Consider the following 19,466-nt stretch of genomic DNA (forward strand, 5'->3'; position numbering starts at 1 on the left):
CATGTGGTTCCGCAGCCGCGGCACCAGGCCGTTGCGCGCCATCACCGGCACATGCCCCACGAGTTCGTCGAGGGTGAACACCGCGCCCACGTCCAGCTCCGGCACCGAGCCCTCGGTGGGCGGGACGAGACCCAGGCGCTCCCGCGCGATGAAGCATTGCCGCGCGACCCGCAGCACGTTCACCACGTCGCCGATGGTCCAGACATTGGTCATCAGGTCCTGCGCCCGCACCACGGGCTTCACGCCCTCGATGCCGGCCTCGAGGCTGCCGCGCGCGGCCTGGGCATCGCCCAGCATGTGGCACAGCACCCCGTGCAGGAAGCAGCAGGAGACCATGTTCAGCGCACTGACCTTGGACAGGGCCACATGGTGCAGGCAGTGGCGGGGCAGGGCGAACATCTCCCGCGCGGCGGAGTAGTTCCTGCCCGCCATGTGCAGCAGCCCGGCCACGGTCGCGAGCGAGACGGCCCAGCGCACCTCTTGCCAGGTGGGGCGGGGCGCGTTCGGCACATGCGCGGGCAGGCGGCGCCAGGCCCTGATCACGATCGGCCGCGCCTGCTGCAGCAGCCAGGCGATTCGCGCCGCCTCGGCCGGGGCGGGTTCGGGAACCAGGCGCTCGATGTGGCGATGGGCCAGGATGGTCAGCGCCGCCGCGCGAACCAAGGGGTCGTGGGCGAAGCGCTCATGCGCGCAGCGCGCCCCCACCTCCAGCAGCAGGGGGGAGGCGTAGCGCGTGTGGTTGATCTGCACCTTCTCGTAGAAGCGCGCGGGGTCGGGCAGGGCCAGCGCCTCGAAGAGGGCGCCTTCGCATTGCAGGGCGTCGGGCGGCAGGGGCGCGCCCTCCGTCCGCGGCGCGATGTCGCCCCGGCGGATGTCGCGCAGCGCCTCGAAGGGCAGGACAAGGGTTTGCGCCCCGGCATCGCCCGCCGGCAGGCGGGCCAGGGTCACGCCGTCCAGCGTCACCTCGACGGGCGCGGGCAGGGAAGCCAGGGGCGTGGCGGTGAAGCGGGCCTGCTGGGCGGTGTCGTCCAGTTCGGCGAGGAGGCGGATCATGGCCGCGCGGCCCGCAGGTTGGACAGGCCGTCCGCGAGGCGGGGGCAGAGCCCGGCCGCCAGCAGCCGCGGCACGGGCGGCGCGAAATGCCTCGGGTCTATCTGCATGCGGGGATCGTAGCGCGGCGTGGCCCGCGCCTCCAGGAGGCCGAGCCTCGCCAGGGCCAGGAAGCATTGCTGCGCCATCCGGCCCAGCAGGATGAGTTCGTCCAGCGCCGCGAGCTCGTCCATCAGGTTCCGGGCCGTGACGCCGGGCTCCAGCGCGCGCACGCCGCGTTCCAGCACCTTCCGCGCGGCCTCGCCCTCGCCCTCCAGCCCCAGCAACAGGCCCTCCATCAGGCAGGCATGCACAAGGTCCAGCGCCGCTTCCGGGACCAGGTGCAGACGGGCGGCGTGCATCGCCGCGGCGCCGAAGCAGGCGCGCGCCTCCCCCATGTCGTCCTGGCAGAGGCAGAGCATGCCGAGGGCGGAGCCAAGGGCCAGCATCCAGCGCAGCGCCGGGGGCTCCGGGGTGGCGGTGCCCTCCAGCAGCGCCCGGCCCTCGGCCAGCACGACGCGGCCCTCGGCGCGCAGCCAGCGCGCCTCGGCATGGTCCTCGGCGGTCAGCCGCGCCAGGTCGCGCGCCAGCACGGCGCGGACCAGCAGGGTCAGCGCGGCCGCGCGCGCGGCGAAGCCGGGCAGGGCGCGATAGGCCGCCCGCGCCGCCAGCCCCGCCAGCCGGGGGTCGGCCCCCAGGGCCTCGCGGCGTGCGGCCCTGGCCAGGAAGCCGGCCTCGTCGGCCCGCGCCATGGCCCCAAGTGCCGCACCCGCCAGCCGGCCGGGGGGCAGGGGGGGGAGGCCCTCCGTCCGCAGGCGCGGGGGGGCGCCGGCATGGCGCAGCGCATCCGCGAGCGTCAGGCGCAGCGGGCCGAATTGCGGGGCGCCGGAGGCGGTGGGGCCGGCGCGCAGCGGCACCGCCATCAGCCCCGTCTCGCCCAGGCAGAGGTGCAGCCGCCGTCCGGCCAGGCTCGCCGGCACCGCGGGCAGGTCGAGGAAGAGGGTCACATGCTCTCCCCCCGCCTCCAGCTCCCCCGACAGGCATGCGCCGGCCGCGAGCCGTGCCCAATCGGAAGCGAAGTCGGAGGAGAAGTCGGGGGGAGGGCCGGAGGGGGGGCCAGCGGGGGGCTCAACCGGGGCGGTGCGGGCGGCGTCGGTCATGCTGCGTTCCTGCCCCCTCCCATCGCCGGGCGCAACATGGGAAGCGCCGGCAGGGCCGGCGGGACGAAGCCCCTCCCCAGGGGCCGGCCCGGATGGTATCCCGGATGCATGCGCCACGTGCCGCAACCCCTTTCGGCCCGGCCCCGCGGCCGCGTCCGGCCATGCCCGGCCCCCCGCGGCCGCGTCCGGCCCCGCCCGGCCATGCCGGGAGCGGCGCGTTGAGCGGCGTCTATGCCCTCGACGGCTATGTGGACACCGCCGAGCATGGCGATGGCGTCACCCTGCTGGGCGGCTGGGTGCGGCTGCCCGAGGCGGGCCTCCCCAGCGCGCGGCTGCGCCTGACCACGCCGGGCGGGGTGAGCCAGGATTGGCCGCTCACCCGGCTGCTGGCGCGGCGCGACCTGCCGGCCGAGGGCGAGGTGCCGGCCGGGCGCGGCTTCCAGCTCCTGGTGCGCGGCCTGCCCGACTGGACCGAGGGCGCGCTGGCGGTGGTCCATGCGGGGGGCGAGATCCTGCTCCATCCGCCCGCGGTGAACCCTGCCCCCTTCCGGCCGCGCGGGCATCTCGACGGCGCCGATGGCAAGGAGGCCTGGGGCTGGCTGGTGCATGCGCCCGGCACCGAGGCGGTGATCGAGATGGAGGGGATGGGCCGGCTGCCCGTGCGCTGTGACATCCACCGCGCCGACCTTCCCTTCGACGACGGCAGCCCGCTGCCCGCCTTCGGCTTCCACCTGCACTTCGCCGGCACGGCGCTGGCGAACGGGCGGGGGCCGCGCCGCGTGGCGCTGCGCGCGGCCGGGGTGAAGCTGGGCGAGGTGGTGGTGGAGGGCCAGGCGGCGATCGCCGGGGCGCCCGCCGGGGCCGAGGCCGGGGGCCGCGCCAACAGCCGCATCACGGGCCTGCTGGCCGAGGCCGCGCCGCTGCCCGAACCGCCCCCCGCCGCCCCCCCGGCCGAGCCGCCGCAGCTGGTCCTGCACGCCTGCCGCGCGGTGGGCGGGGGGCATCTGCTGCTGGCCGGCCGCGTCGAATGGACGGAGGATGGCGGCGAGCCCAGCCTGCGCCTGCTGCCCGCCTCCCCCGCGCAAAGCCTCGTTCTCTTCGACGAGCCCGATGAGCTGGCGGGCCTTGCCCCCGGCCGCACCTGCCGCGGCTTCCTGCTGGTGGCGGCACGCCCCGGCGGGACGGAACCGCCCATGCTGGAATGGGTCGCGGGCGGCCAGGCCGGCCGCCAGCCCCTGCCCGGCGAGGCGCATGGCCCCACCCCCGACGCGGTGCTGCACCAGGCCGGCTGGGGCGGCGTGTTCCACCTGCTGCGCGAGGCGGCGGGGGGCGGTGCGGCTTCCGCGCTGCTGGCGCCGCAGCTTGGCCCCGCCGGCGCCTTCACGCGCTGGCTGGCGGGCGTGCCCTGGCTGGAGCCCGCCGATTTCCCGCGCGTGGAGGCCTGGGCCGCCCCCTCGGGCGAATGCGCCATGGCCTTCACGCTGGACCCCGCCATCGGGCCGGACACGCGCCTCACTTTGCTGGCCCTGCTGCCCGAGGGCGGGCGGGTGCGGCCGCTGCCCATGGCGCAGTCGCCGGCGCTCACCAGCGAGACGATGCTGCTGGCCCATGGGCTTCTGCCCCAGCTGACCGAACTGCCCGCGCCGCCCTTCGAGCTGCTGATGGAGATGCGCCATGCGGGCGAGGCGCAATGGTTCCGCGTGAGCCCTCGAAGCCTGCCCGCGCCGCTGCTGCTGGCCGCGCTGCACCGCCACGCCGCCCTGCCCGAGGGGCCGGAGCTGGGTGAGACCCTCGCCTGGCTGCACGACCTTCTGGCGGCGCGGGAGGAGAGCTTCGCGGCCATGCTCATCGGGGCACCGCCACCGCTGCCCGCCGCCCGGCCCCTGCTGCTGGCGCTGCACGGGCTGGACGATGCCGAGGCGGTGCGGCTGCTCGCCATGGCCGCGCCGGCCATCGAGGCGCGGGCCGATGCCGTGCTGCTGCTGGGCCCGCGCGAATTCACCGAGCCGGGCCTGGAAATCTTCCTGCCGCGCGGGCGCATCGCCGCGCATGGCGGGGCGGGGCTGGCCGCGCTGCGGGGGCCGCTGCGGCGGGGGCTGGACCCGGCCGGGGGCCTTCTCATCCTCGACATGCTGGAACTGGCGGCGGCGCTGGAACGGGAGGAGGCATTCCAGCCGCGCCTGCCACTCTCCGCCCTGCCGCTGCTGGAACAGATCGCGACCGTGGCGGGGCTGCCGGATGCGGCCGACGCGGTGGCGCGGCTCGCCGCGGCCACCGGCGCGGGCCTGCCCCCGCCCGGCTTCGGCGCGCAGGACAGCGCGGCGGCCCGGCTGGTGGCCACGCATCTGCACGGCTTCTGGCGCGGCCTGGCCCCCCTCTTCCAGCCGGAGGCGGCCGATGGCTGAGGCGCCCATCGCCGTCTGCATCATCGCCCATGCCCACCCCGCCTTCACCAAGGGCGGCGGCGAGATGGCGGCCTTCCGCGAGTTCACCACGCTGCGCGCGGCGGGCCACCGCGCCATCCTGGTCGCGGCGGCCGAGATGGGCCCCGCCGTCCCCGGTGGGCGCCTGCTGCGCCACGGCCCGGACGAGCACCTGTACGACCCCTACGGCATGACGGAGGACCGGCTGTTCTGGTCCGACCTGGCGGCGCGCGAGGCGCTGCTGGCGCTGCTGGTGGCGCAGCCGGTGCAGGTGTTCCACATCCACCACCTCTGGCGCGTGGGGCTCGACCTCGTGGCGGCGCTCATGGAGGCGCGGCCCGATGCGCGCTTCGTGCTGACCCTGCACGAGATGCTGGCCATCTGCGCCCATCACGGGCAGATGATCCGCACGCGCGGGCGCGAGCTGTGCCACGCCTCCGCCCCCGCCCTCTGCGCCAATTGCTTTCCCGAGCGCACGCCGCGCCACTTCGCGCTGCGCCGCGCCACTTGGCTGACCCTGCTCAACCGCTTCGACGGCGCCATCTACCCGTCGGACTTCCTGCGGCGGCGCTTCCGCGACTGGGGCTTCGCCGCGCGCGAGGAGACGGTGCTGGAGAATTTCCTGGGCGAGGAACTGGCCGCGGCCCCCCGCGCGCCCGCCGAGCCGGGCTTGGGCCAGCACTTCGCCTTCTTCGGCCAGCCCACCCCCTTCAAGGGGCTGGACGTGCTGATCCGCGGCTTCGCCCTGGCGCTCGCGCGGGAGCCGGGGCTGTTCCTCTCGCTGCATGGCTGCGAGCGCGAGGAGGTGCTGCGCCTCTTCCCCGCGCTGGAGGCCGCGCTGGAGGCGGCCGGGCCCGCCATCTTCTTCGCCGGCCGCTATGATGCGGGCGACGTGCTGGGGCTGATGCGCCTGTCGGGCTGGGTGGTGGTGCCCTCCATCTGGTGGGAGAATTCGCCCGTCGTCATCCAGGAGGCGCGGCGCGCGGGCGTGCCGCTGATCGTCTCCGACATCGGCGGCATGGCGGAGAAGGTGCGGCCGGGGCTGGACGGGCTGCATTTCCGGCGGGGCAATGCGCCCGATCTCGCCCGCGTGCTGCTGGCCGCGGCCGCCCCCGGCCGGCAGGAGGCGCTGGCCGCGAGCCAGGCGGACAGCATCGGCCGGGAGGAGTTCCTGGCCAGGCTGTTGCCCGCGCTGGCCGGCGCCGCCGGGGGCTGAGCGTCAGCCCGGCAGCGGCCAGCGCGCCAGCCCCTCGAAGACCGGGCGGGCGAAGTGGAAGCCCTGCATGAAGCGCAGCCCGAGGCCGCGCAGCGTCTCCATCTCGCCCCGCCGCTCCACCCCCTCGGCCACCAGCTTCACCCCGATCTCGCGCCCCAGCGTCACGAGGCTGCGGATGATGGCCTGGCGCACGGGGTTCTCGTCGCAGTCCTGGATCAGCCGGCGGTCCAGCTTCAGGATGTCCGGGCGCAGCGCCTCCAGCCGTGCCAGGCCGGAATAGCCGGTGCCGAAATCATCGAGGGCGACCTGGAAGCCGTGGCGCCGGTATTCCTCGATGATGGCGCTGGTGTGGGCGGGGTCCTGCACGCGCTCATTCTCGGTGAACTCGAAGGTCAGCCGGTCGAGCGGGAAGCCGTGGCGCCGCGCCGCCCCCAGCGTCACCTGGATGCAGGCGCGCGGCTGGTAGACGGCGTTGGGCGGGAAGTTGATGTTGAGCCGCGTCTCCATGCCGAGGCGCGCGGCGAGTTCGATGGCCTTCAGGCGGCAGGCCTGGTCGAAGGCGTAGAGGTTGTCGGGCGTCAGCTGCGCCAGGACGGTGGCGGCGCCTTGGTCCTCGGGGCCGCGCACCAGGGCCTCGTGGGCCTCGATGCGCCCCACCTCCACATCCACGACGGGCTGGAAGGCCATGGTGAATTCGAGCGTTTCCGCCGCCTCGCGGCACGCGGCGCAGCCTGCGTTCTGTCCCGGCACGGGCTTCTCCACTTCCTCCCCCCACGGATCTTGGCGCGGGGTCCGAAAGGACAACGTGGGCCATGCCCTTGCGTTGTGCCGGGAAGGCAGATGACGGGAGCTTCACCTTGGCGTGAAGCTCCCGTGCCTGTCAGACCGGCTGGCCCCAGGCGCCGGCGAAGAACATCTGGGCGGCGGGCTTGCGGCCGCGCGGCGCCGTCTCACGCTGGGCCAGCGCCTCGGGCAGGGCGGAGGCCGGGCCGGGCTTGCCCAGCACCAGGGCGGCCACGGGCGTCACATCCTCCGGGATGGCGAAGGCCGCGCGGGAAGCGGCCGCGTCGAAGCCCGCCATCTGGTGGATCTGCAGGCCGAGGCTCGCGGCCTCGATCGCCATGGCGCTGGTGGCCTGGCCCGTGTCGTATTCGGCCCAGCGGTTGGGGTTGCCCTTCTCGGCGAAGTTCACGCGGGCGCAGGCCAGCATCAGCACGGGCGCGGCATTGGCCCAGCCCTGATTGAAGGGCACGAGGCAGGCGAGCAGCTTCGCATGGGCCTCCGGCTCATTGTCCTTGCGGGTGATGAGGTATTGCCAGGGCTGCTCATTATAGGCGGAGGAGGCCCAGCGCGCCGCCTCCAGCACCTGGCGCAGCGCGGCCTCGGGCACCGCGTCGGGCAGGAAGCTGCGCGGGCTCCAGCGGGCGGCGATGGCCGGGCTGAGGGGGGTTTCGGAAGGCGCGGTGCGGTCCATCAGGGTCATCCAAAGGTTTGCAGAAGATCATCCACCTGCCCGGAGGTGAGCAGGCGGGGGTTACGGCCTTGCAAGAGCAAGGCCAGCTTCGCGGCTTCCTCCAGTTCCTCGGCGGCGTTCACCGCGTCGGTCAGGGTGGGGCCGCAGATCACGGGGCCGTGATTGGCCAGCAGCACCGCCTTGGCGCGGCGCGCGGCGTCATGGATGGCGGGTTCCATGGCCGCATCGCCCGGACGGTAATAGGGGATGAGCGGGATTTCGCGGCCCGCCCGCATCACGAAATAGGGCGTCAGCGGCGGGATCACGCCATTGAGGCAGGAGATGGCGGTGGCATGGGTGCTGTGCAGGTGGACCACCGCGCCCGCATCGGGGCGCGCGGTGAGGAAGGCGCGGTGGAGGAAGACCTCCTTGGTCGGCTTGTCCCCGCCCACATGCGCCCAGTTCGCGTCCAGCTTGCTGATCCGCGCGGCATCGAGCCGCCCCAGCGAGGAATTGGTGGGCGTCATCAGGTAGCCATCGGCCAGGCGCACCGAGATGTTGCCCGCGCTGCCCACGGAAAAGCCGCGCTGGAAGAGGGAGGCGCCGAGCGCCACCAGCTCTTCGCGTGCCTGCGCCTCGTTCATGCGAAGGCCTTCAGGAAGAAGTCGCGCGCGCCGAAATTGCCGGATTTCAGGGCGAGATGAAGGCCCTCCGGCGCGGCGGCGGCGGTCGCATGGGTCCAGGGCACGCCCGGGTCTATCTCGGGGCCGATCCGCAGCGCCTTCACGCCCAGGCGCTGCACCACGGCGCCCGAGGTCTCGCCGCCCGCCACCACCAGGCGCCGCACGCCGGCCTGCACCAGGCCAGCGGCGATGGCGGCCATCGTCTCCTCGACCAGCGCGCCGGCGGCGTCACGGCCGAGCTTCGCCTGCAGGGCCTCCACGCGGTCCGGCGGGGCCGAGGCCGCGATGACCACGGGCCGCTTGGCGTCGAGCTTGCCCGCCATCCAGTCGCGCGCCTGGGCTTCCAGCGCGGCGGCATCTGGCGTGGCCAGCGCGTCCAGCTCCAGCACCGGCACATGGTCGCGTGCCAAGCCGATCTGCCCCAGCGTGGCGCGCGAGCAGGAGCCGGCCACCACGGCGCACAGCCCACCCGCGGGCGGCAGCGCGTCCGCGTCGTCGCGCACCGGCAGCAGCCCGGCGCGGCGGAAATTCTCCGGCAGGCCCATGGCGATGCCCGAGCCGCCGGTGATGAGGGCATGGTTCGCGCAGGCCTCGCCCAGGGCCATGAGGTGCGCGTCGGTCACGGCATCCGCGATGGCCAGGCCGCGGCCGGATTCCGTCAGCCGGGCCATGTCGGCGCGGATGGCGGCCACGCCGCGCTCCACGCTGGTGAAGGGGATCAGCCCCACGCCCGCCTGCGTCTGGCGCGACAGCACGCGCACCAGGTTGGGGTCGGTCATGGGGGTGAGGGGGTGGTTCTCCATCCCGCTCTCACTCAGCAGGTGGGCGCCCACGAAGAGGTGCCCCTGGTAGATGGTCCGCCCATTGGTGGGGAAGGCCGGGCAGGCGATGGCGAAGCCGGTGCCAAGCCGCTTCATCAGCGCCTCCGCCACCGGGCCGATATTGCCCGCATCGGTGCTGTCGAAGGTGGAGCAGTATTTGAAGAGGATCTGCCTGACACCCCCGGCCAGCAGAACCTCGCAGGCGGCGAGCGACTGGGCGATGGCGTCGGTCACGGGAATCGTGCGGGATTTCAGCGCGATGATGACGGCATCGGCCTCGGGGAGGTCGCCATCCGGCACCCCGATCACCTGGACCGCGCGCATGCCCTGCCGCACCAGCGTGCTGGCGAGGTCGGTGGCGCCGGTGAAATCATCGGCGATGCAGCCGAGCAGGGGCATGGGGGGCACTCCGTGACAGGAACCTCTCCTTTACGGAGTGTGTCGCCGCGCGCAACGGGGCTTGAACGGATCGCCGCGCGGGGCGACATGTGGGGGCGCCATGAACGACCCCCATTCCCGCCCGCCCATCCTGGACATGACGCCCGAGGGCGAGTTCCGCGAGGCCCCCCGGCCGTCCTGGCTGGACCGCGTGCTGGCGCGCACCGGCGGCATCGCCATCCTGGTGCTGGCGGCCACGCTGGGCCTGGTGCTGGTGGCCGTGGCCATCCTGTTCATCAGCCTGCTGATCCCGGTGGCGATCGGCGCGGGGTTGATCGCGGCCATCTCGATCTGGTGGCGCCGCCGGCGCATGCGCCAGGCGGGCATCCAGCCGGCCAGCATCTTCGTGGTCCGCCGCTGAGGCCGGAGTTGCTGCCTGGCTGACGACCGGCCCTTCGGCCTCGACCCCACCCGCACCTTCGAGGTCGGGCGCGACGGCGCCCCGCGCGAGGGCGTATGCCCCCCGCCTGAATGGCTTTCGCCCCGGCACCGCCTGGTGCTGGGGCTTTTCGCGCTGGGGCTGGTGGTGGTGGGGGGGCTCGCGGGGCTGACGGTGGCGGCCTTCGCCTCCGGCGCGCGGGAGGTGGCGGCGGTCTTCGCCCTGGCGACGCTGGCGGCGACGCCCCTGCTGCTGCTGGGGCCGGTGCAGGATTGGTGGCGGTTCCGGCGGGGGCGAAGGCTTCGCTAGAGCATGCTGCGTTCACATGCGTTCACGCAGCCTCCTCTAGCCTGTTGTTTTCAGAGCATCTTCACGCGTTCAGATGTTTCCATCTGAACGCGATCTGCTCTAGGCCGGCGCGCGCACCACGGCCCGGATGCGCGCATCGCGCAGGTAGAGCCCCACCCAGGTGGCCAGCCCCAGCGCCAGGCAGATGACCTGCGGCGGGGTGCCGAATTCGCCCAGGCGGAAATGGATGGCGATGGCCCCGCCCAGGAAGCCCGTGACCAGCACGGCCCCCAGCGGCGCCAGGCGGGGAATGGCCAGGATCACGGCGCAGGAGAGGGTGATCGCCCCCAGCAGCGGCGCCATGGCCAGCGGGATCTGCGAGCCTTCCATGATGGCCACCATGAAGCCGGGCTGGAGAAGCTGCGCGAGGCCGTCCAGCGCCAGGAGCAGGACGACGAGATAGACCAGCACGGTGCCGACAAGGGCGCTGCGGGGGGTGGGCATGGGCGGCTTCCTGAGACACGGGGGATGCATGACTTCACCATGGATTTCATGCCGTGTCCCGATCGAATTCTATTCTTTCTCGTAAAGAAGCCGCGCCCGGATCGTCCCCGGCAGCGCCCGCAGCTCCGCCAGGATGGCCTCGCTGTCGCGCGTGGCGCCGGCGTCCACGACCACATAGCCGATCTCGCCATCGGTCTGCAGATACTGGCCGGCGATGTTCACGCCGCGCTTGGCGAAGACCTGGTTCACATTGCCCAGCACGCCCGGCGCGTTGCGGTGCACATGCATGAAGCGCGTGCCGGTGGGGCGCGCGGGCAGGGCCACCTGGGGGAAGTTCACGGCGCCCTCGGTGCTGCCGGTGTCGGAGTAGTCGGCGAGCTTGCGCGCCACCTCCTCGCCGATGCGCGACTGCGCCTCCTCCGTGCTGCCGCCGATATGCGGCGTCAGGATCACGTTGGGCAGGCCCTGCACGGGGGCGTGGAAGGGGTCGCCATTGCGCTTGGGCTCCTCGGGGAAGACGTCCAGCGCGGCACCCGCGAGGTGGCCGGCGCGCAGGGCCTCGGCCAGGGCCGGCAGGTCCACCAGCGTCCCGCGGGCATTGTTGATGAGGAAGGCGCCGCGGCGCATCTTCGCGATCTGCGCGGCCCCGATCATGCCCATGGTGTCCGGCGTTTCCGGCACATGCACGGTGACCACGTCGGACCAGTGCAGCAGCTCATCCAGGCTCGCGCAGCGTGAGGCATTGCCGAGCGGCAGGCGGCCGGCCGTGTCGTAATAGATGACGCGCATGCCGAAGCTCTCGGCCAGCACCGAAAGCTGCTTGCCGATATTGCCATAGCCCACGATGCCCAGCGTGCGGCCGCGCACCTCGCGGTAGCCATCGGCGCTCTTGTCCCACTCGCCCGCATGGGCGGCGTTGGACTTGGGGAAGACGCCGCGCAGCAGCATCACGATCTCACCCAGCGTGAGTTCGGCCACGCTGCGCGTGTTGCTGAAAGGCGCGTTGAAGACGGGAATGCCCAGGCGCCGCGCCGCGTCCAAATCCACCTGGTTGGTGCCGATGCAGAAGCAGCCGATGGTGAGCAGGCGGTCCGCCGCCGCCAGCGCCTCGGCCGTCAGCGTGGTGCGGCTGCGGATGCCCAGCATGTGGACGCCCTTGAGCGCGGCGTGCAGCGCCTCGCCCTCCAGCGCCTTCTTCTCGCGCGTGACGTTGGTGTAGCCGTCCTCGGCCAGCAGGTTCACCGCCGTCTCGGAGATGTTCTCCAGCAGCAGGGTGCGGATGCGGGCCTTGGGGAAGGAGAGTTCGGACATGGGCATCTCAGCGGTTGGCCAGGTCCGCCAGGACCTGGGCCAGCACGCGGGTGCCGGCGGCCAGGGCCTCGGGGGTGGCGTATTCGGAAGGGTGGTGGGAGACGCCGGCGCGGCAGGGCACGAAGATCATCCCCGTGGGGCAGAGCGGCACCAGGAATTGCGCGTCATGGAAGGCGCCGGAGGGCAGGCGCATATGGCGCAGCCCCTGGGATTTCGCGGCGGCCTCCACCGCATCCGGCACCAGCGCGCCGAAATCCGCCGGCACGGCGTGGAAGCGTTCGGTGACGCGGGCGGTGCAGTGGCGCAGCGCCGCCTGGATCACGCCCTCGATGGCATTGCCGCGCGCCTGCAGCACGGCATTGTCCGGGTGGCGGAAATCGATGGTGAAGCGCGCGAGGCCGGCCACGGAGTTGGAGGTGTTGGGCTGCACCTCGATGCTCGCCACCGTGAAGCGCAGCACATCGGCCGGGTCGTGCATCAAGGTGTTCAGCGCCTGGATGGCGCGCAGCATGTCCTGCACCGCGTCCTTCCGCAGCGCGAGCGGCGTGGTGCCCGCGTGGTCGGACTTGCCCATGATGTCCACGATGAACCAGCGGCTGCCCTGGATGCCGGTGACGACGCCGATCTCCATGTCGCGCGCCTCCAGCAGGGGGCCCTGCTCGATATGCGCCTCGACATAGGCGAAGGGGGCTTGGCCCTCGACGACGCCGAGCTTGCGGCGGGGGATGTCGGATTCGCTGTCCAGCAGCGCCTTCAGCGCCTGGCCGAAGGGGATGCCGTCGCGGTCGGTCACGCCGTCCCAGGTTTCCGGGGGGGCGAAGCCGGCATAGGCCATGCTGCCCATGCAGCCGGGGGCGTAGCGGCCGCCTTCCTCATTGGTCCAGGCCACGACCTCGATGGGGCGCTTGGTCGCCACACCCGCCTCGCGCAGCGCGCGCACGGCCTCGAAGCCCGCGATCACGCCCCAGATGCCGTCGAAGCGCCCGCCATTGGGCTGGCTGTCCATGTGGCTGCCGGTCAGCACGGGGGCGAGGCCGGGGTCCGTGCCCTCATGCCGCAGGAAGAGGTTGCCGAGGCGGTCCACGCTGGCGGTCAGGCCCGCCTTCTCCGCCCAGCCCAGCAGCAGGCGGCGCGCCTGGCGGTCCAGATCGGACAGGCAGGGGCGGTTCACGCCGACATGCCCGTCCGGGTCGGTGAAGCCGCCCAGCTCGGCCATCGCCATCATGTCCTGCCAGTGGCGGGCCTGATCAACGGCGGCGACGAGGTTCGGGGCGATGGGCGGCATCTGCGGTTTCCTCAGGCGGATGGTGGCGATTAGGGCCGCAGGCCTGGGCAATCAAGCGCAAGCCCGGCATCCCTGCCATCACCGGGCGCTTGCCAGTGGCCGTGGCCGGCGCGCTATCCTGCATTGCAACATCGAGGCACCCCCATGGGCCGGCTCTCCACCCATGTCCTGGACACCGCCCATGGCCGGCCCGCCGCCGGCATGGGCTATGCGTTGCACCGCGTCGAAGGGCAGGCGCGGCACAAGCTGGCGCAAGGCGTCACCAACGCCGATGGCCGCACCGACGCGCCCCTGCTGGCAGGCGCGGACTTCGCCCCCGGCCGATACGAACTCAGCTTCGAGGTGGCCGCCTATTTTCGCGCCCAGGGGGTGAGCCTGCCCGAACCCGCCTTCCTGGACGTGGTCACCCTCACCTTCGGCATGGCGGAGGGGCATTACCATGTGCCCCTGCTGGTCTCGCCCTATGGCTACAGCACCTATCGGGGGAGCTGATGGAATTCGACGCTGGCTATCTGGCCGAATGGGCCAATTTGCTGCTGCGCTGGCTGCACATCATCACCGGCATCGCCTGGATCGGGGCGAGCTTCTATTTCATCGCGCTGGACAACAGCCTCGACCCGCCCGCCGACGGCAACCGGCTGGTGCGCGGTGAGCAATGGTCCATCCATGGCGGCGGCGTCTACTACAAGCGCAAGTATATCAACGCGCCCGAGGCCCTGCCCGAGAAGCTGCACTGGTTCAAGTGGGAAGCCTATTGGACCTGGATGAGCGGCTTCGCGCTGTTCGTCCTGATCTACTGGGGTCAGGCCAGCACCTACCTCATTGATCCGGCGGTGCTCGATCTGCCGGTGTGGCTGGCCATCCTGCTCTCGGCCGCGATGCTGGTGGGGGGGTGGGTCGCCTATGACCTGCTGTGCCGCTCGCGCTTCGGCGAGAACGAGACGAAGCTGCTGGCGGCCGGGGCCGGCATGCTGGTGGTGGCCACGCTGATCGCCACGCATCTGTTCTCGGGCCGCGGCGCCTTCCTGCTGATCGGCGCCATGACGGGCACGATCATGGTGGCGAATGTCGCCATGGTGATCATCCCCGGCCAGCGGAAGATGGTCGCGGCCATGCGGGCGGGCCAGGAGCCCGATCCGAAGTACGGCGCCTGGGGCAAGCAGCGCAGCGTCCACAACACCTACCTGACGCTGCCCGTGCTGTTCCTGATGATCAGCCCGCACTATCCGCTGATCTACCAGCACCACCTGAACTGGCTGCTGCTGATCCTGCTGGCGCTGGCGGGCGCGCTGGTGCGGCAATTCTTCGTGCTGCGCCATTCGGGGCGGCAGAACTGGGCGCTGCCGGCGGGCGGCGCGCTGGCGGTGGCGTTGATCTTCGTCATCGCCGCACCCCGGCCCGATGCGCGCTTCGCGGGCGTGGAGGCGCCGCCCTTCCAGGAAGTCCAGGCGCTGGTGGCGAGCCACTGCGCGCAATGCCACGCCGCCCGCCCCACCTTCGAGGGCATCGCCGTGGCCCCCAAGGGCGTGATGCTGGAAACCCCCCAGCAAATCCGCCGCTGGGCCGCCGCCATGCGCCAGCAGGTGCAGAGCGAGGCCATGCCCCCCGGCAACCTGACCGACCTGACGACCGAACAGCGCGCGCAGATCATCGCCTGGATCGCGGCGGGCGCGCGGGTGGAGTAGCGCGTCTGATCGCCGCCGGCGTGAATCAGCCGCGCAGCACGCCTCCGCCCCCCGCTGTTCGGATGCTCAAGCCGCCTCCTGGGCCTGGCGGGGGAAGATGCAGACCGCCGCCTCCAGCTCGATACTGTCCTCATCCTCCATGCGAAGGGCGAAGTGGCGGCCGGGGAGGGCGACCCCCAGCTGATCCACCTTGTGGATGATCTCGAGGACCCTTCCGTCCTGCTGCGGCGGGATGCGATGGAGCCTCTCGACACGCTCGGCCTCGTCGGAGGTGATCCGCACCCGGATGGGATCGCCCAGCATGTTGAAGGAGAGGCCCACCATCACGCCGCGCGCCGGCAGGCTGAACCGCGCCACCTGGCCCGGGCGCAGCAGGGTGTAGCGCTGGAGGCGCAGGCTGGATTGGCGCGCGATCACCTCGGCGCCTTCCGCCTCGAAGCGCGGGGCGGCGAAGGACGGTGGATGCTGGACGAAGGGGCCGGGTGTCACGTTCACCACCACCGACATCAAGGCCTTCATCATCGCCCCGCTGAGGGCCGGCCCGAGATGCATGGTGTCCTGCATGTCAAAGGGACAGACGCCGTCCTCGACCAGCTGGTAGCCATCCACCACCGGGATACCGCGGGCCTTGGCCTCCGCCAGCCGGGCCGCGCGGGCCGCCTGGGCGATGTCCTGGATGGGGGTTTGCGGCGTGATGAGCAGGATGGGCACGATGCCGCGGGCCCGCAGCCAGTCCACCATGTGCCACAGCACCAGGCTGCTCACGCCGTCGCCATGCTGCCAGATCTGCCCATTGTCCGCGGGGTCCATGGCGAGGTGCGTCACCCCATCCAGATCGGCGCTGCTGAGCATGTAGGGCAGCAGGGCGGAAGGCGAGCCGCCCAGGCCCACCGCCTGCACCGCGAAGGGCGGCTCCATCCCGCGCAGGACGGCGCCGAAGCCGTCATGCTTGATGGTGTTGCTCGTGCCGATCATGAGGAGTTTGCGCCGCATGGCGCAGAATTAGACGTGTCGGACAAGGGCGACAATGCAACCGCACATGCCCCGGCGCCGCCGCCGTCGCGGCGCTTGCGAAGGCGGGGGCCTCAGCCCAGAACCGCCCGCGCCTCCTCCACCACGACCGCCAGCGCGCCCGGCGCGAAGGGCGAGGCCAGCCCCGCCGAATCCACCAGGCCCGAGAAGGGCAGGGACCCGCCCCGCCCGCACAGCGCCACATAGGCCTCCAGCGCGGCCGGCGCGTCGCGGCGCGAGCGCTGCCAGAACTGCATCGCGCAGCACAGCGCCAGCGCGTAATCAATGTAGTAGAAGGGCGCGTTGTAGATGTGCTGCTTCGCCTGCCAGCGCCCGCCCTTGGCCGGGTATTCCAGGTCGCCATAGTCGGTCCAGGGCATGTAGAGCCGCTCCAGCCGCTGCCAGATGGCGTGGCGTTCGGCCGGCGTGGCGTTCGGGTTGGCGTAGACCTCGTGCTGGAAGTGGTCCACGCAGGCGCCATAGGGCAGGAAGGCCAGCGAGCTGATCAGGTGCATGCGCCGGAACCGCTCCGCCGCATCCTCCCCCACCAGGTGATGGATGCCGGGATGGGTCAGGAATTCCAGGCCCATCGAATGGATCTCGGCCGATTCCATCCCGGGCCAGAGCTGGTCCACGCCAGGCAGGGCGCGGCTTTGCCAGCACTGGAAGGCATGGCCCATCTCATGCGTGAAGACGCCGATGTCGTGGTGCGTGCCGTTGAAGTTGGCGAAGATGAAGGGCGCGCCCTGGCTGGGGAAGGAGGTGCAGAAGCCGCCCCCCGCCTTGCCCGGGCGGTTCTTCAGGTCCAGGAACCCGCCCGCCGCCATGCCGCGGAAGAAATCCGCGAGGCGCTTGTCCATCCCGTCGAACATGGCCTGCGCCGCGTCCAGCAGCGTATCGTGGTCGCCGAGCGGGGCGGGGTTGCCGGCAGGGTCGATCAGCGCCTCATCCCAGAAGCGCAGCCGGTCCCAGCCATGGGCGGCGCGGCGGGCCTCCAGCAGTTCCGTCACCAGCGGCACCACCCGCGCCACGATTTCCTCGCGGTAGCGCGCGACCTCCGTGGGGCCGTAGTCCAGCCGGCGCATGCGGCGATAGGCCAGGGCGGTGAAGCTGTCGTCGCCCAGCTTGCGGGCCATGCCGTGGCGCAGCTTCACCAGCGCGTCATAGATCGCGTCCAGCTCCTCGCCATGCTGCGCGAAGAAGGACCAGCGCGCGGCCTCCGCCTCGTGGCGGCGTTCGCGGTCGGGGTGTTCCGCATGGGGGGCGAGGCCGGAGAGATTCACCTCCTCGCCGCCCACTTGCAGCTTCGCCCCCGCCAGCAGGGCGGTGTAGCGGGCGGAGAGCTTCGCCTCCTCCTCCAGGTCGGCCGCGATCTCGGGGGCGAAGGTGGTGATGTCGCAGCGCCACAGCGCGGGCGTGTGCGCGCCGCAGATTTCCGCGACGAGGGCGAGGTCCACCTCCTCCAGCACGCGGCGCTTCATCGCCGTCTCATGCCCCTGCACGACGGGGGCGAGGGCGTCGGCATATTCGCGCTCGGCCTTCGCTTCGGCATCCGTCGTGTCCTGGGCGAAGCGCAGATGGGCCAGCGCCATCCAGCCATCCACCTCGCGCCGCAGGGCGTCCCATTCGCGCAAGGTCACCTCGGGCGCCTGGGCGAGTGCGGCGTTCAGCGCCTCATAGCGCGCGGCCAGCCCCTCGCGGTCGGGCCGGGGGGCGGTGATGTCGGAAAAGCGCAGTTCCATCGCGCTCAGCCCAGGTGGTTCACGAGGAATTCCGCCGTGCGCCCATTGGCGATGGTGGCCGCCCGCGCGTCCCAGGCATGGCCGCCCATGCGGGCGAAGGCGTGGTCCACGCCCGGATAGACATGGGCGGTGATGTGCTTGTGACCCTTCACCCCGGCCAGGATGGCGGATTGCGCCTCGGGCGGGACGAACTTGTCCTTCTCGGCGATGTGCATCAGCAGCGGGCGCTGGATTTTCGGCGCATCCTCCAGCATCCGCTCGATGCCCACGCCGTAGTAGCTGACATGGCATTCGGCATCGGTGCCGACGGCCGTGCGCCAGGCCATGCGGCCGCCCAGGCAGAAGCCCATGGTGCCGACCTTGCCGTTGCTGCCGGGTAGGGCGCGGGCGGCCGCGATGGTCGCGGCCAGGTCCTCCAGCCCCTTCATCTGGTCGAAGCCGTTCATCAGCGCGAAGGCGCGTTCCCACTGCGCCTGGCCGGCATCCGGGTCGAGGTCCACATTCGGCTCCTGCCGCCAGAACAGGTCGGGGCAGAGGGCGATGAAGCCCATGTCGGCCACCCATTCGGACAGCGCCCGCATGGCGGCGTTCACGCCGAAGATCTCCTGGATGAGCACGACGCAGCCCGCGGGCTCGGTCTTGGGGCGGACCAGCAGGGCGTCGAAGCGGCCGGTTCCGTCGGTGGCCTGGATGGAAAGGCTGGACATGGTCGGGAACTCCCTTGGCGTGTCGCGCGGTTACGGCCATTTAAACACCGATGCAGCGCCGTGCCATGATAGCCGCCCTCGCCGCGCCCGCCATCGCCCTGCCGGGCCGGGCGCGGGCGGCGCTGACGCTGGACGCGGCACTGGTCCAGGCGGGCTGGAACCACGCGCCCTATGACGGGCTGACGCCCGCCCGCTTCCGCGCCACCCCGAACGGCGTGGCGATCGAGGGCGTCTCGGCCGGCAGCTTCATCTGGCGCCGCACGCCTGGCCAGGCCGCCTGCCTCACCTGGCGCTGGCGGGTGGATCACGGCCCGCCGCCCACGGACCTGACGCGCCGCGGCGGCGAGGACCGCGCCATTTCGCTCACCGTGGGCTTTTCCGGCTGGCCCACGCGCGCCTCGCTCTGGCAGCGCACCCAGCACGCGGTGGCGCAGGCGCGGGCGGGCGACCACCCGCTGCCGCGCTCGGCGCTGATCTATGTCTGGGGCGGCACGGGGCAGGAGCCGGCTTCCTTCTACAGCCCCTGGATGGGGGGCTTGGGCAAGGTGCGCGTGCTGCGCCCCGCCGCCGCATCCACCGGGCGCTGGTTCGAGGAGCGCGTGAACCTCGCCGCCGACTGGACCGAAAGTTTCGGCGGCCCCCCGCCACCCCTGCAAGAGATTGCCCTTGGCACCGATACGGACGACACCGGTGCGCGCGTCTCGGCCATGGTCGAACACATCCGTCTCACCCCCTGCGGTTAGGAACCGAACCCGATGCCCATCGAGCGCCAGCAATTCCGTGATGCCATGGCCCGCCTGCCGGCGGCGGTGAACATCATCACCACCGGCGGCCCCGCGGGGCGCGGCGGCTTCACGGCCAGCGCGGTGTGCAGCGTGACGGACAGCCCGGCCACCTTGCTGGTGTGCATGAACCGCACCGTCTCCTCGGCCGAGCTGTTCCGGGCGAATGGGACGCTCTGCGTGAACACGCTCTGCGGCAGCCAGGAGGAGCTTTCGGGCATCTTCGCCGGCGCCACGGGCGTGGATGGCGAGGCGCGCTTCGCCTTCGGCAGCTGGTCGCCCATCGTCACCGGGGCGCCGGCGCTGGAGGGCTGCCTCGTGGCCTTTGACGCGCGCATCACCGACATGATCGAGAAGGGCACCCATGTCGTGATCTTCGCGGAGGTGGAGGCGGTGAAGATCGGCGGCGCGGACCCGGCGCTGCTGTATTTCGCGCGGAACTACCGGCAGGTCGCGGCATAGCTCAAGCTTGACACCCCGGGGGGCCGA

At 72.2% G+C, this 19,466-nt stretch carries 20 protein-coding genes; 8 read left to right on the forward strand and 12 right to left on the reverse strand.

What is annotated here, in order from left to right:
• Both JTN19_RS07995 and JTN19_RS08000 read right to left on the reverse strand, forming a co-directional pair.
• On the reverse strand, window positions 1–1,053 hold a 1,053-nt coding region (locus tag JTN19_RS07995), incomplete at its 3' end, for a hypothetical protein (RefSeq protein WP_206931394.1).
• Entirely contained in the window at window positions 1,050–2,249 is a 1,200-nt protein-coding gene (locus tag JTN19_RS08000; RefSeq protein WP_206931395.1) for a hypothetical protein, read from the reverse strand. The genes JTN19_RS07995 and JTN19_RS08000, both read right to left, overlap by 4 nt.
• Window positions 2,250–2,467: 218 nt before the next feature.
• Between JTN19_RS08000 and JTN19_RS08005 the strand changes: the two genes are divergently transcribed.
• Complete coding sequence (locus JTN19_RS08005) at window positions 2,468–4,654, forward strand: hypothetical protein (RefSeq protein ID WP_206931396.1); 2,187 nt, start codon at window positions 2,468–2,470, stop codon at window positions 4,652–4,654.
• Window positions 4,647–5,888 carry a glycosyltransferase gene (locus JTN19_RS08010; RefSeq protein WP_206931397.1) on the forward strand — a complete coding sequence of 414 codons (1,242 nt, stop codon included), beginning with the start codon at window positions 4,647–4,649 and terminating at the stop codon, window positions 5,886–5,888. Before JTN19_RS08005 ends, JTN19_RS08010 begins: the two co-directional genes overlap by 8 nt.
• A 3-nt stretch (window positions 5,889–5,891) precedes the next feature.
• Here the strand turns inward: JTN19_RS08010 and JTN19_RS08015 are convergent, their stop codons facing one another.
• From JTN19_RS08015 to otnK, 4 genes are all read right to left on the reverse strand, one after another.
• On the reverse strand, window positions 5,892–6,638 hold the full coding sequence (locus JTN19_RS08015) for an EAL domain-containing protein (protein WP_340643292.1): 747 nt from the start codon (window positions 6,636–6,638) through the stop codon (window positions 5,892–5,894).
• A 130-nt stretch (window positions 6,639–6,768) separates the two neighbouring features.
• Complete coding sequence (locus tag JTN19_RS08020; RefSeq protein WP_206931398.1) at window positions 6,769–7,371, reverse strand: nitroreductase family protein; 603 nt, start codon at window positions 7,369–7,371, stop codon at window positions 6,769–6,771.
• Window positions 7,368–7,985, reverse strand: coding sequence for a 3-oxo-tetronate 4-phosphate decarboxylase (gene otnC, locus JTN19_RS08025; protein ID WP_206931399.1), 618 nt, complete (start codon window positions 7,983–7,985; stop codon window positions 7,368–7,370). The genes JTN19_RS08020 and otnC overlap by 4 nt, the downstream gene beginning before the upstream one ends.
• The gene (gene otnK, locus JTN19_RS08030; RefSeq protein WP_206931400.1) at window positions 7,982–9,244 is read right to left on the reverse strand and encodes a 3-oxo-tetronate kinase; all 1,263 of its coding nucleotides are present in this window, start codon (window positions 9,242–9,244) and stop codon (window positions 7,982–7,984) included. The genes otnC and otnK overlap by 4 nt, the downstream gene beginning before the upstream one ends.
• A 100-nt stretch (window positions 9,245–9,344) precedes the next feature.
• Here otnK and JTN19_RS08035 point away from each other — a divergent pair, with 100 nt between their 5' ends.
• On the forward strand, window positions 9,345–9,644 hold the full coding sequence (locus tag JTN19_RS08035) for a hypothetical protein (RefSeq protein ID WP_206931401.1): 300 nt from the start codon (window positions 9,345–9,347) through the stop codon (window positions 9,642–9,644).
• Window positions 9,645–9,779: 135 nt separating this feature from the next.
• On the forward strand, window positions 9,780–9,971 hold the full coding sequence (locus tag JTN19_RS08040; protein ID WP_206931402.1) for a hypothetical protein: 192 nt from the start codon (window positions 9,780–9,782) through the stop codon (window positions 9,969–9,971).
• 99 nt (window positions 9,972–10,070) lie between these two features.
• Here the strand turns inward: JTN19_RS08040 and JTN19_RS08045 are convergent, their stop codons facing one another.
• The 3 genes from JTN19_RS08045 to JTN19_RS08055 form a co-directional block, all read right to left on the reverse strand.
• On the reverse strand, window positions 10,071–10,454 hold the full coding sequence (locus tag JTN19_RS08045) for a DoxX family protein (protein ID WP_206931403.1): 384 nt from the start codon (window positions 10,452–10,454) through the stop codon (window positions 10,071–10,073).
• 69 nt (window positions 10,455–10,523) lie between these two features.
• Window positions 10,524–11,765 (reverse strand): phosphoglycerate dehydrogenase, encoded by a 1,242-nt coding sequence (gene serA / locus JTN19_RS08050; protein ID WP_242530979.1) that lies wholly within the window; start codon window positions 11,763–11,765, stop codon window positions 10,524–10,526.
• A 7-nt stretch (window positions 11,766–11,772) separates the two neighbouring features.
• Entirely contained in the window at window positions 11,773–13,050 is a 1,278-nt protein-coding gene (locus JTN19_RS08055; RefSeq protein ID WP_206931405.1) for a Zn-dependent hydrolase, read from the reverse strand.
• 144 nt (window positions 13,051–13,194) lie between these two features.
• Between JTN19_RS08055 and uraH the strand changes: the two genes are divergently transcribed.
• Both uraH and JTN19_RS08065 read left to right on the forward strand, forming a co-directional pair.
• Window positions 13,195–13,542 (forward strand): hydroxyisourate hydrolase, encoded by a 348-nt coding sequence (uraH, locus tag JTN19_RS08060; RefSeq protein ID WP_206931406.1) that lies wholly within the window; start codon window positions 13,195–13,197, stop codon window positions 13,540–13,542.
• Window positions 13,542–14,735 carry a urate hydroxylase PuuD gene (locus tag JTN19_RS08065; protein WP_206931407.1) on the forward strand — a complete coding sequence of 398 codons (1,194 nt, stop codon included), beginning with the start codon at window positions 13,542–13,544 and terminating at the stop codon, window positions 14,733–14,735. The genes uraH and JTN19_RS08065 overlap by 1 nt, the downstream gene beginning before the upstream one ends.
• 66 nt (window positions 14,736–14,801) lie before the next feature.
• Here JTN19_RS08065 and JTN19_RS08070 read toward each other — a convergent pair whose 3' ends face one another.
• The 3 genes from JTN19_RS08070 to JTN19_RS08080 form a co-directional block, all read right to left on the reverse strand.
• Window positions 14,802–15,728, reverse strand: coding sequence for a hypothetical protein (locus tag JTN19_RS08070; RefSeq protein ID WP_206931408.1), 927 nt, complete (start codon window positions 15,726–15,728; stop codon window positions 14,802–14,804).
• A gap of 92 nt (window positions 15,729–15,820) precedes the next feature.
• Complete coding sequence (locus JTN19_RS08075) at window positions 15,821–17,488, reverse strand: M3 family oligoendopeptidase (RefSeq protein ID WP_206931409.1); 1,668 nt, start codon at window positions 17,486–17,488, stop codon at window positions 15,821–15,823.
• Between the two features lie 5 nt (window positions 17,489–17,493).
• Window positions 17,494–18,195 carry a dienelactone hydrolase family protein gene (locus JTN19_RS08080; RefSeq protein WP_206931410.1) on the reverse strand — a complete coding sequence of 234 codons (702 nt, stop codon included), beginning with the start codon at window positions 18,193–18,195 and terminating at the stop codon, window positions 17,494–17,496.
• 65 nt (window positions 18,196–18,260) lie between these two features.
• Between JTN19_RS08080 and JTN19_RS08085 the strand changes: the two genes are divergently transcribed.
• Both JTN19_RS08085 and JTN19_RS08090 read left to right on the forward strand, forming a co-directional pair.
• A complete protein-coding gene (locus tag JTN19_RS08085) occupies window positions 18,261–18,938 on the forward strand; it encodes a DUF3047 domain-containing protein (protein WP_206931411.1) in 678 nt (225 codons plus the stop codon).
• 12 nt (window positions 18,939–18,950) lie between these two features.
• Window positions 18,951–19,439: a flavin reductase gene (locus JTN19_RS08090; RefSeq protein WP_206931412.1), complete on the forward strand. Its 489-nt coding sequence runs from the start codon at window positions 18,951–18,953 to the stop codon at window positions 19,437–19,439.
• Window positions 19,440–19,466 lie beyond the last annotated feature (27 nt).

Source organism: Roseococcus thiosulfatophilus (genome assembly GCF_017311575.1).
Taxonomy (GTDB): Bacteria; Pseudomonadota; Alphaproteobacteria; order Acetobacterales; family Acetobacteraceae; genus Roseococcus; species Roseococcus thiosulfatophilus.